This window comes from Paenibacillus sp. FSL R7-0179 (genome assembly GCF_038002265.1).
Taxonomy (GTDB): Bacteria; Bacillota; Bacilli; order Paenibacillales; family Paenibacillaceae; genus Paenibacillus_AQ.
Genome location: NZ_JBBOCC010000001.1, coordinates 1,747,144 through 1,759,909, shown reverse-complemented (window position 1 = coordinate 1,759,909; position 12,766 = coordinate 1,747,144). Strand labels below are relative to the sequence as shown.

The following is a 12,766-nucleotide window of genomic DNA, read 5'->3' as shown; positions in this document are numbered from 1 at the left end:
TTCGCCATTACAGGGAATCCCCCAGACGGGTACCGTACTGGAGTGCGGCATATTTCTGGTATTCGCCAGACTGAATGCGGGTCCACCATTCCTTGTTATTCAGATACCACTGAATCGTTTCCTTAATGCCGGTTTCGAACGTGTGCTTAGGCTTCCAGCCCAGCTCATTCATAATCTTCGTTGGATCAATACCATAACGGCGGTCATGCCCGGGACGATCTTGAACATATGAGATCAGCGAATCCGGCTTACCGAGCTCTTGAAGCACAGTATTCACGATATGCACATTCGTCCGCTCATTGTTGCCGCCGATGTTGTACACTTCACCATTCACACCTTCATGAATAACCAGGTCAATTGCACTGCAGTGATCCTCAACATACAGCCAGTCACGTATATTCATTCCGTCACCATACACAGGCAAAGCCTGATCTGCCAGCGCACGCGAGATCATCAGCGGAATCAGCTTCTCCGGGAACTGATAAGGGCCGTAGTTATTCGAGCAACGGGTAATATTAACCGGCAACCCAAAGGTTTCGTGATAAGCACGCACCAGCAAGTCTCCCCCTGCTTTACTTGCAGAATACGGGCTGTTCGGCGTCAGCGGAGTCTCTTCCGTGAACAGGCCTGTAGCACCAAGCGATCCATAGACCTCATCTGTAGAGACCTGCACAAACTTCGTAATGTTGTGTTTCTTGGCGGCATCCAACAGCACCTGCGTCCCTAACACATTCGTCTTCACAAACACTTCCGGCTCCAAGATACTCCGGTCTACGTGTGATTCAGCAGCAAAGTTAACCACTACATCCACACCGTCACCGATCAGCTTATCCATCTCCACTACATCAGTAATGTCTGCCTTCACAAACGTGTAGTTCGGATGATTCTCAACAGATTTCAGGTTCTCCAGATTTCCCGCATACGTCAGCGCATCCACGTTAACGATCTGGTAATCCGGGTGTTGCTGCAGCATGTAGATTACAAAGTTGCTGCCGATAAAGCCGGCTCCGCCGGTGATTAGGAGTTTCATTTGTTGACCACCTTTGACTAGTTGTGATGACGATTGAGTACCACTCTCTGTAAAAGAGGCAGGAAGCATATTGCATATAATTTCAATCTAAGTTTACAGCTCAAAGTTAAACTCCGCATCTTTTAAAAGCGGATGACGCTGATCCTTATCTGACAACACCGGATTCGTGGCCGGCCAGTCAATTCCCAGCGCCGGATCATTCCATAGTATGCCACGATCATGCTCAGGGGAATAATATTCGTCCACTTTGTATAGCACTTGGGTGTTGGGCACAAGCGTGCAGAATCCGTGTCGAAGCCCCTAGGTACAAGAAGTTGACGCTTGTTGTATTCGCTGAGAATGACCCCGACCCATTGTTCGAATGTAGGAGAGTTGCGGCAGATATCCAGAATCAAAAAATCATTCTAAAAAGACTAGAAAATGAGTTATATGCTTATTTATAATCCTTCTTTTAAAGTTTTTCTTTCAATAGTTCATTTCTGTTATGAAGTTTAACATCATACTTCTTTAAAGATAAGTTCAATAAGGTATTAATCAAGAGCCAATTCCCCTTCAAAGGACTAATCTTTGTAGGTATTTTCCCTTTTGGATAAGAACGTGATACAGGAATTTCGATTACTTTGTATCCTAATTTGGGAGCTTGAACAGACAGGTATCCCAACAACTCATAAGTTTCGAATATTTCTCTAAATGGTTGCACCTTACGATCCAACAAGAAATCTAAAGAATGCGCTCTAAAACCATTAGTTGTATCAGTATAATGAAATCCAGATATAAAAGAAATAAAAGGAGCATGTATAAACTTAATTGCTAATTTTCTGCTTAACGGTGTATTTACCTCAGTACCTCCCGGCACATAACGCGAACCTTGCACAAAATCATATCCATCCTCAAGTTTTTCAATAAATCTAGGAATATCCTCAACACTATCTTTATTGTTTCCATCTACTGTTACAATCCCTTGATATTGTTCACTAATTGCATACGAAAACCCCATCCGTAATTGAGCACTTAGTTTTCCCTTGTCCTGTTTAGTTAGAAGTGCGCGTACATTCATCTTTTTTAGGAATGAATCCCCTAAAGAACCATCAGTACTGCCTCCATCGAGAATAATAATATCTATAATATTCGAAAAATCCTTTAGTTTCCCCAACTGCTTTTGAATTTTCTCGCCTTCATTAATAACAGGAATGCATACACAGTATTTATTAGCTTTAGGCTTATATTCGATAAGTGTATAATTTGGTATTTTCCATTCAGCATTCAACATAATTTAATTCCCCCCATCAGTTGTAGATCGTCATCGCATATGACAACGCTCTTTCAACGCTCTCAAGATTATTACTCAAGAGATTATCTTTCATTTCAATAGAGACCCAATTTGAATATCCCAAAGTTTTTAGAGCATGGGCAATCTCTGCATGAGGGGTAGCATTCGAACCTATTAGATTAAGATAGGGTTCACTAATATGGAAGTGATTCAAAAAAGGAATCCCTTCCTCTATAGAAATGAGGATATTCTCCTCATTCAAAAACATTGCTCCTGAATCTAAGTGCAGTTTAAACCCAGGATTCCCCACCTCTCGAATTAGAGATACAGCATCTTTTGTGTTAGTAATAAAGTCACAATTGTACTGAACAGGATTGGGCTCAATACAAAAAACAACATTATTTTTTGTAGCTTCATTTCCTAATTCATAAAAAAAGGGAAGTGCAATTTCAAATTGTTCATTCTTCGACAGATCTCCTGCAAATCTATTTTTAGGAGATCCAAAAACAAGAGACTTGACACCTAACTGTCCAGCTAATTTTATTATCCCAGATAAATAGATAAACATTTCCTCACGCGAATCTTTGCTAAACAAATTAAATTGATTCTGACCAAATAACAAAGATTGCATAGCAATCAACTCAAACCCTTTAATAGCCCAGCGTTGTTTGACCTTTTCAACTTCGATTCTCGAGGTATCTAATGGAGCTCGCCAAATTTTTGTAGGTGCAATCTCAAGTCCTTTGATACCTAAGGTATTAAGAATGCCTATGATACTTTCATCTTCTTTAGGATTCCACGCAATATTAGAAATTGATAGATTCATTTTCTAGCCTCTTTCTTGCCTAATAAATTCTGAAATATCAGAAAGAATATCTTTTTTTGATGCCATATACCCTTTATTGGGCTCTGATGTAAATAAATGCGCATATCGACTTAGCATATTATAAAAAACAGGATTTTTCTCTGTTTCATTCCTAAAAGAGGTCCCCATTGAAATCTCTGAAATTTCAGAAGCGCTAACTGGCTCAGTAGCAAAGTTTACGATTTCCAGAGAATTTACAAGTGCAGTCTGAATATCACTCCATAGATTGTTCATATTATAAAATTGGAATTCCGATTTGTAGTGTGTCAAATCTAGTGTGTTGGAGTGAATTAGATCATAAATAAAATTTTTTTTCAATCCTTTACCGAATAAACCCGGAAGTCTAATAATTAAGTGTTCTGAATAATTCTCAGTAACAAACTGTTCTAAATAAAATCGATGGCGTCCGTAAGGTTCGGTTATCTCCGGATCAATCAGAAAATCTTCATTTACGTTAACAGGATTTGCATAGACATCTACTGTAGAAATTAGTACAAATTTATCTGCCTTTACACTTCTTAAAGAGCTGATTAATTTTTCTATATTATTGATATCTTCCTGCGGAGCTTTATTAGCCTTCCATTTCACTGCCGGCGCTGCTGCACAAACAACAAGACTATAATCTTTATTTTGTATCGTTTCGATATTAGAAGAATTATATAAATCATCGAAACTAGTCTGAGTGAGCAGTGTTTGGCCTACGAAGCCTGTATAACCCACAAGACATCTCTTCTTCATTATAAAACCTCCCGATTAATGATTTGAAACATTGTCTCGATCTTGAACTAATTCCAAGCGAGTTTTCTTTTCTTTATACATTTCTACCGATTTTGTGCTATAGAAGGGACGATTCTGTATCTCAATCAAGATTCTTGATGTATACTCCCCAATGATTCCACCTATAAAGAATAATCCAGCAAACCCTAGTGAGATCAGAATCATTAATGTTGTCCATCCTTCTACTAATGATTGATTAAATAAATAATTGTAAAAAGCATATCCCCCCATAAATAATGAGAAAACAAAAAATACAAATGTAAGTAGATGCGCAGCTCTTAATCCAAAGTGGGAAAAAGAAACCAAGGCATCAATTGCAAGAGTGATATTTTCTCTATTTACGGCCCTGCTTTTTTTCTTATTAAGTGCTTCATATTGAATTAATGTTTTCGAATACCCTGTCAACTCATAAAGAGCTTTCCGATATCTAACCCGTTCTTTTAAATTTTGCATTGAATTCAAAGCACGACGTGTAACTAACCGAACCGTCTCGGTTGAGAGTGACACATTTAGATAAGAGAGTTTATTTAAGAGTTTATAAAATGCTCTAGATTTCCATCCAGCTTCTCCGGAGGAAGCAACAACTATATCAAAACCCTTGCTGGTAGCAGTTTTAAACATTTCGTATAGTAGTTCCGTATCAAAATCAATGGATAGTGATTCTATTTCAAATACAAAATCCCCCATAGACTTATTCAGGCCGGCCATCATAGCATGTTCCACACCATGCTTTCGCGACAAATTAATGATAGTAGTATCGCCATATATATCTTTTATGACATTATGCATGTTTTCAAGTGTACCATCAGAGCTGAAATCATTAACTAATATTAGTTCGTAGTTTTTAAAATAATTCATCATTGTATTATCAATTTGAACTAATGCAGTTTCAACGTCTCGTTCGTTATTATATGCATAAAGAACAACTGATACAAAGACTTGTTCCTTCATAACACTTCCTCCAAATCATATATTGTATTAAACTTCCCTGAAAAAACCGATATAAACCTAGGACTCTCCGAAAATTCCTTAATTACAGTTGGGCGGGAATCATCTAGCTCTGATGCACTAATTAAAGCTTTAACAGCATATAATGATTTTCTTTGATGAATCTCAATTTCAGGTATAAGATATTTTTTAGCCAACTGATGCATTCTCGTCCAAGCCGAATCAGGTTTAGCGAAACAAGAATTGCAATTTGCTAATTGATTGGGAGTACAATTGGAATTAAACTGCTGACAAGACAATTCAGGCAATGCGCTAAAACAAGATTCATGTGGGGTATGCCCCACTGAAGTAAGAGAATGATAACCGCTTTCTCCAAAAGGCATTAAAGAGAAGAATGGACCATCCATAACTGTAATCCCGACATCTTTTACATTATGTGTAACTTCGGTCATAATAACTTCACAAATTTCATATTTAGTTGTAAATAACTCATAATCAAACTTGCGAAGAATTTGGTTAATACTAGCGTAAGTAGCGTTGAGTATATTTGAGGCAGTAGTTACTGTTCCGTCATTAAAATCAAGCACAAATTGATTTTCGAACTCACTAACCTTTTCAAGTATTTTATTAAAATACAAATGAACATTCTTGAATTTGCCCAACTCACTCATGTACCATTCACGAATTATATTAGCATCATAACTATACTCTAGTGTCTCGAATGTAGCTTCCACTGTTCCAGGGTTAAAGTACGCTTTGCTGTTTATCTCAGAAGCAGGAATATCCACATATTCACAAAAGTTCAAAAATTGTTCTGCATTCGTGAGCGAATCATTAGCTGAAATAGCATATACTTTCTTGAATCTATTATTAATAGAAAATGAAAAGTCCTTTACAAACCGCTCATAATAATGAGCTGATTTACTTGCAGTAGAGACACTACGCGGATAATGATACCCGTTATGAACTCTAGCCTGATTTATGAAACTCGCTCGTTGTAATGGTTTGTCATCAATCTCCATCACTGCAACATTCAGATCTTTTTTTGCCAATAAATGAGCAGCATATAAACCATATATTCCAGCACCGAAAATCACATAATCAAATTTCAAAATAAGTCAATCCCTTCAGGATATTACTTTTCATTAATAAAAACAAAATCAGATATTTTTATAGTATCTTCTCCTTTAAAAATATCAAAATCCAGTCTTAACTCGACAATATTTTTGCTGTTAATCCATTTTGTATTCATCCCCATTGGAATTACATAAGATTTGACCCCATTAGTAATATTAAAAGTAACTGACTCTTCTTCAGAAAATCCACTACCACTGTTCCAAAACAATTGACCCGATCCATTGTTGCGGCCATTATTAATTTTCAATTTTATCAAATCATTTCTTTTTACTAAATGATTAAATTCCAAGACTAAAAATGGATCATTTCCAACCATTTGGAACTCATAGTCATTTATTAATTTCAAATTATTCAATTTAAAAGCATTAGTCCCAAGTAGATTCTGACTGAGAGAATCAGCATTTAAGGACTCTCCTAATTTTAAAGGAATACTTTTGAGTTCTTTCTTATCTAAGAATGTGGTATACCTTTTATCATGATAATTTTTTATAGATATATCCTCGTTAATAAAATGATTTTTTATTTTAGACGCTAGATTTTGATTTGTTTGAGCTGTGTCTAGCATAAAGTTAGTTGTTAAGAAGCAAGTCATTAGCATTACTATATAACCCACAGTTCGTTGATACTTTAAAAAAAACAATTTTTGAATAAGAATCACTGTCAGAATTATCATACTTAGAACATTCATATATAGATATCTTCCAATTATCACATCAACATCCTCAGTGATGGTTCCATAACCTAAAACCATAATATTTAGTATAACACCTGATAAAATCAAAAAAATCAATTGTGTTTGAACATTCCGCAGATTTTTCAAATTTTTAAAAGAATATATCAACATCGTTATGATTACAACTAATATAACTCCATTTAATAACGTTGTTATTGTATAAAAAGGCTCTCTTATTCCTGGAAAACCACTTTCTTGAGGATTCCAGAAGGAACCAAAAAAGAAAGAGATTTTCTGGAAAATATAATATGGCGTCAGTTGGATATTATCAGGATTAACAATCCCTTTTACAAACTCCACATGCAAACTTGTTCCAGTTAGCTTGTTATAATGATAATAATTAAAAATAAACCATGGCAATGTTATTAACAGAGTAACTGACATATAGCAAATGGACTTATATATTTGCTTATAAAATAAACAAAGTAATACAATGACTCCTAATATATAGATCGATGTGAATTTCGTTAAAATCATCCCCCCAGATAACAGAGATAGAAAAAACACCTGTTTAAAAGAAAGGGGAGCGCCAATTACTTTAACTACGTTAAAGATCAAAATGGTCATTATACAAACAATAAGTTGTTCATTACTAATTGATATCATTCTGGTTACATAACCCGGGCTTAATAAAAAAGCAAATGTAATACTATGAAATAACAAATCATTTTTCTGAATAATATTTTTTCGTATTAACTCTTCATAGGTTTTATTGATGAAGTAAAATACAACAAGTGAAAGAAACACCCCAAACATTCTCAATACAATAACACTAAATATCAAGTTCTTCTGAAAGGCAAACATTATTATGGCAGAAATTAAATAATAAAGTGGGGGATGAACTGCTTCGTATTGAGAATTTATGGGCACTAAATTCCCGGTTACTTTATTCAATTCCCCACTATTTATTACATCGGATAACAATGGGAGTCTATGATGTTGAACGATGTGCAAAATATAATCGAAATGAGCACCTTCATCAATGGGAGAGAATAGTGGAATAAATAGGATATAATAACAACCGAGAAAAATAATCACAAGAGAAATGTATCTTTTAAACTCATTAAGCCTAAGAATTGTAAAATATAAATAGCAAAGCATAATAGACGCAATCAAATAATTAACATACGATATTTTTTCAGAATCATTTATATAAAAATTATATAGCAAACCAAATATATAGGAAACAAAAATAAACGCTACAACATAAAATTCGAATCTAATATTGTTTTTATATTTCTCTAAATTCAAGTTCCACTCCCCCTACTCTGTATCTTGACTACCGAAAAATCAAAATAGCCCCCACCACTAAAAACACAGTGCCGATTGCTTTTGAAAGCGTCATATTCTCATGAAAAAATACAACCGAAACAAATACCAAACCCAATATAGTTAACGCTTGGGCAATTGGAGATAATCTCCCTATCTCCCCTTTAGATAAAGCAAATAAATAAACAAAAAAGCTCCCCCCATAAAGCATCGCTCCAAACCAAATATAAGGGGTAGCAATTATCTTCAGTATACTTTCGGCATTTATATTTCCTAATTGCAAACTGTTTAAACCAAATTTAAGAATGGTTTGAGCTGCCACATTTAATATGACAGAAATAAATAAGTAAACCAACAAATAATCCACTTCCTTATCATCAAACTGTATCATTGCTTAATAAATGTCTTAAAGTGAACTTAAAAGCTGTTCAATAAAACCAAATTGCTGTTGATCGTCCAGATAGAAACCAATCTCTTCAGCTTCACCTATTAATTTATTTTGAGCGAACAGGTCACAGAGTCTCTTTAATTCTTTTGCCATATTATCGGGACTAATATCCTCTAAAGAGAATATGTTCCCATGTAGCTTTGATAAATTTTTATTTTCATATGAATTCGTAAGTACTAACATTCCGAAATGAGCCATCTCTAATGGCGGATAGCTAGGATGTGGAGAAATCATTAAAGAGAACCCCACAGCACTTTCTTTTAGTTCTGCTGCATAATCCTCAAGCGACATCTTTCCTCGAGACTTGATAATCATACCATTCCCAATATTAAGGTCTGCATGCTGTTCACCAGCAGATATAATTTCCCATTGAGCTATATCTGGTTGCATCCAAACCCATTGTCTGAGAGTTTCGACAATTAGTGTAAATGCATTTCTAGCAACTGAAGGCCTCCCATAAATTAAAATTTTCTTTTTTTTATTCATTTCATGTAAAGGAACCATATACTGTTTTAACGAGTTATTTAGCTTAGGCTCAAAACAATATTCCTCAGAAAACTTAAATCCATGATTATTAAAAAAATCTTTTAATAAAGTGGAATTAAAAACAGCTATCTGTTCACCTTTGTATAAATAAGTACTTAGTGCTAATGAATATTGACTCGACCACGAATAGAAACCAGGTTCAAAATCTTGAATGAAATAAATAATTTTTTTTGTGGGCTGATTGTACATCTCTGACTGCCAATTGACAATTCTCTGAGCAAAATACGCAGTCCACCAAGAAGTTGCAATGAATATATCTCCTTTCCCAATTGGAATTGTTTTATTATACCTATCATTAAATGGTGTAATTAAAGAATCCTCATGTGTATCTAAATCAGAAAATGCAAGAGTGTAATCTGAAAATCTAATCAAGTCTTCATTTCCTGGAGAAGCATCTGTAGTAATTATCCTTCTTTTTGCTTGTGCTTCTAAATCATATAACTGATTAAAAAAGTGTAGGGCAGTAGAAATTCCGCCAAAAAGATGCTCCTGATTTATAGAAGGAACAAGCAGATTGAACCTACATTCATTACTCTCAGAAACTCTTGGATTAAATGGGGTGATCTCTCCGATATTAGTATTCAAATAAGAGCTTACCGTAGATTGGTAAGCCTTTTTTATTGTCTTGTTATTCTTCGCCTTTCTGGCAATATACTCAATAAATCTTGACATATTTATCATTCTCCTTGAGCTAACTTTGGTGCAACGCTGCTTAAACTCAGGTTCCTATTATAGTATGGGTCCCCTTTTTCTAGATACGGTCCATAGAAAAACTTAGACAATTCAAAATCAATCGGAGGAATATATGATGATCGCGACTTAGACTCTAAGTGATACAATCTAACATGAGGATCATATATATTGACAAGCCCGTGTTCGATTGAGCGTAATGAGATCTCAACATCACTTCCGCAAATTATAAATTCCTCATTAAACAACCCGATTTTATCCAATGTTCTTTTGGAAATTGCAAGGCATGCTCCTGTCGAAGCTGTCACATTTCTTGTAACCATTGGAGATACATACGGAGATCCGAAATGGTTAGGTTTCATCCCTTTAAATATATGATCTGCCCAACCCCCTAAGCCAATTACTACCCCTGCATGTTGAATTGTATTGTCTTCATAAAGCAGCAGGCCCCCGACTGTCCCGACATCCTCACGCAGAGCCTTTTCCATTAAGCGTTGTAGCCAGTCCTCACTAATAATTAAAGTATCATTATTCAAAAAGACATATACATCACCACTAGCTTCTCTTATCCCATGGTTGTTAAGTTTTGACCAATTGAACTCATAGTTAGCATCAATGATACGTACGACAGATCTTGATTTTTGCTGCTCAAACCATTCAAATGTTTCTTTTTCAACAGAGTTATTGTTAATAATTAGAATTTCATAATCAGCGTAGGTAGTCTTTTGCAGAATACTTGAGATACATGGTTCTAATAGTTCAACCTTATCCTTGGTAGGAATAATAATGCTCACTTTTACGGAATCGGTTCTATATCTGCTATCATATACAAAGAGATGATCATCTTCTGTAGCGTAAGCATTCCCATCACCATAAACTCTTGTCAGATGTTCATTTAATGCCGCAAGACCAGCAGTATGCGCATAAGGTTTGGAGTATGGATTCGCTGCTGTAGATGTTTCAAGTTCCCTCCAAGAATATAGTACTTTTGGAATATGATGAATCCTCTGAGCACATTCGCTCATTCTTAAAACCAGATCATAATCCTGACTTCCATTAAACGCTGTCCTAAAACCTCCAACCTTTTCAAACAACTCTCTTTTAAATACAAGGAAATGTCCGATGTACATTTGAGATCTCAATAAATCTGGAGACCAATCAGGTTTGTGTAGTGGGTTTTTCTTAACTCCATGAATGTCCACTTTATCTTCATCGGAATACATAATATCTGCGTCGAACTCGTTAATCGCTTTAACAACTTCAAATAATGCATTTGTAGCAATTTCATCGTCATTGTCCAACAGTGCTATATATTCGCCTTTTCCAATGGAAACAGCCTTGTTAGAAGCATCTGATATTCCTGAATTTTCATCTAATCTCATTATTTTAATACGCGAATCTCTAATGCTCTCCAAATACTGAAGAGTTTCTTTATTGGTAGAGCAATCATCTACTATACAGATTTCCCAATGAGGATAAATTTGATCTTTAACAGATTTGATGGCTATATCTAACCATTTAGGAGCCACATTGTATACAGGAATGACTAGAGAAATTAGCGGCTTCTTGAAAAACAGATCAATCTCAGATTTCATAAGCTCAGAATCATCAAAGCTGATATCGTGAGTTACATAATCTGATGTTAGCTCTCCAACAGTCATTACAGACTGAATTTTATTATTGAGCGAACGTAAGCCATTATGACGGACCTCTTGAAGGCCTTTTTTAGCCAGTGCAGGATTATTCTTCAGCTTTTTAATTATGTTCATGCTTAATCTGGCCTTTTTACGAATAGCTTTAGGCACCATTTTTTTTATTCTATTTTTCATACGCAACTGCTGCGCAACATGCTCCAGTTGGCTAATATATTCATCCTTAATTACTAATGCTTGCTGTGAAGATTCTAATTCTCGTAAAGATCTTTCCAATTCCTGCTTCAGATTAAAGAGTTCTTCCTTTAAGCTAGCTCTGTCCTTTTCCACAGCATCTATATTTAAGGCAAGTTGTTTTGAGTTGTTCTCATTTTCAACTTTTAAAGAGTCATTCTCGTATAAAAGTTCTTTTTGTTTATGAATTGAATTAGTTAATTCAATCCCCAGTTGCTCAACTACTTTATTTAATTCCTCTGTTTTCTGCACCTGAGTTGTCAATTCATTATTAAGATTATTTATTTGCAGATCCTTTTGAAGAATTCCTTCATTCTTTGCTGCATACTCATTATGAATCAAATCGAAACTGCTTAAATTAACCAAATCCATTTCGAGTTGAGTTAGCTTTTCATACAAATCGGAATCAAGTCCACGTGTGCTTCGTCCGCTTACAAAAGCTGTTGCCTTATCCAATAACCCCTTACTTTTGGACACAAAGAAAAAATTACGATAGCACGGTTCTCCGTAGTCCGCATTATATATATAGTTATTATAGTAATCGTCAATAGTTGCCCGATAGTCATATAGAGAAGTTCTTCCAGCAGCCAAAAAATGGATTTTAATCATTTTTTCCCATACTTTTAGACTACCATGTGAAAAGTTAAGATACGGCATGTGACTAACATTTAAATAATCTATCAATTCCCCTATCTCTGGGAGCCCATTTTCACGGTGTTCTTCAAGCCATTGGTAATTAAATCCATACATGGTTTCAAAAAATTTATTAGCTCTTATTTCCGCTTCTTCAACACCCGTAGTATTAAACGGTGCCGCTAGAATGAAGCCATATTTGGAAACTCTCATAAGCTCTGAAACGAAAGTGTTTCTAAGAGGACCGCTGATATGTTCAAACACATCTAGTGCTACAATAAAATCAAATTCGTTGTCCCCAAGGGGCATATTAGTCGCATCCCCTTCAATGTACGACGGATCTTGCTTCAAATGTTCTGGAACAACAATATCTAAATAAGTAAGAACATCATCTTGAAGAAATTTCTCAAGATTTTTATGTTCGTTAGCCCCTACCTCCAAAATCGAAAAAACTTGTCCAGCTTCGCGAACAGTATTTATTAAATCAGAAGTATGCATATATCGCTGGTATTGGTCGAATGGTACTATCATCAA

At 35.3% G+C, this 12,766-nt stretch carries 10 protein-coding genes and 1 pseudogene; all 11 read right to left on the bottom strand.

All coding sequences use genetic code 11. From position 1 onward, the window contains the following. Positions 1-7: 7 nt before the first annotated feature. The 11 genes and pseudogenes from rfbB to MKX63_RS07585 all read right to left on the bottom strand — a co-directional run bounded on the left by rfbB (position 8) and on the right by MKX63_RS07585 (position 12,763). On the bottom strand, positions 8-1,030 hold the full coding sequence (rfbB, locus tag MKX63_RS07635) for a dTDP-glucose 4,6-dehydratase (protein WP_341016334.1): 1,023 nt from the start codon (positions 1,028-1,030) through the stop codon (positions 8-10). Positions 1,031-1,123: 93 nt separating this feature from the next. Beyond that, a pseudogene (locus MKX63_RS07630) lies at positions 1,124-1,425 on the bottom strand (dTDP-4-dehydrorhamnose 3,5-epimerase family protein); the annotation flags it as partial. A gap of 56 nt (positions 1,426-1,481) precedes the next feature. Continuing rightward, positions 1,482-2,300, bottom strand: a complete 819-nt coding sequence (locus MKX63_RS07625; protein WP_341016333.1) for a glycosyltransferase family 2 protein — start codon at positions 2,298-2,300, stop codon at positions 1,482-1,484. 16 nt (positions 2,301-2,316) lie between these two features. Then, positions 2,317-3,126, bottom strand: coding sequence for a sugar phosphate isomerase/epimerase family protein (locus MKX63_RS07620; protein ID WP_341016331.1), 810 nt, complete (start codon positions 3,124-3,126; stop codon positions 2,317-2,319). Positions 3,127-3,129: 3 nt separating this feature from the next. Continuing rightward, positions 3,130-3,903: an NAD-dependent epimerase/dehydratase family protein gene (locus MKX63_RS07615; RefSeq protein ID WP_341016330.1), complete on the bottom strand. Its 774-nt coding sequence runs from the start codon at positions 3,901-3,903 to the stop codon at positions 3,130-3,132. A 15-nt stretch (positions 3,904-3,918) separates the two neighbouring features. After that, entirely contained in the window at positions 3,919-4,893 is a 975-nt protein-coding gene (locus tag MKX63_RS07610; protein ID WP_341016329.1) for a glycosyltransferase, read from the bottom strand. Beyond that, a complete protein-coding gene (locus MKX63_RS07605) occupies positions 4,890-6,002 on the bottom strand; it encodes an FAD-dependent oxidoreductase (protein ID WP_341016327.1) in 1,113 nt (370 codons plus the stop codon). The genes MKX63_RS07610 and MKX63_RS07605 overlap by 4 nt, the downstream gene beginning before the upstream one ends. Before the next feature lie 23 nt (positions 6,003-6,025). Continuing rightward, positions 6,026-8,011, bottom strand: a complete 1,986-nt coding sequence (locus MKX63_RS07600) for a hypothetical protein (RefSeq protein ID WP_341016326.1) — start codon at positions 8,009-8,011, stop codon at positions 6,026-6,028. A gap of 28 nt (positions 8,012-8,039) precedes the next feature. Continuing rightward, on the bottom strand, positions 8,040-8,420 hold the full coding sequence (locus MKX63_RS07595) for a hypothetical protein (RefSeq protein ID WP_341016325.1): 381 nt from the start codon (positions 8,418-8,420) through the stop codon (positions 8,040-8,042). Between the two features lie 15 nt (positions 8,421-8,435). Beyond that, positions 8,436-9,695, bottom strand: coding sequence for a rhamnosyltransferase WsaF family glycosyltransferase (locus tag MKX63_RS07590; RefSeq protein ID WP_341016324.1), 1,260 nt, complete (start codon positions 9,693-9,695; stop codon positions 8,436-8,438). 5 nt (positions 9,696-9,700) lie between these two features. Further along, positions 9,701-12,763 carry a glycosyltransferase gene (locus tag MKX63_RS07585; protein ID WP_341016323.1) on the bottom strand — a complete coding sequence of 1,021 codons (3,063 nt, stop codon included), beginning with the start codon at positions 12,761-12,763 and terminating at the stop codon, positions 9,701-9,703. Between the last annotated feature and the right edge of the window lie 3 nt (positions 12,764-12,766).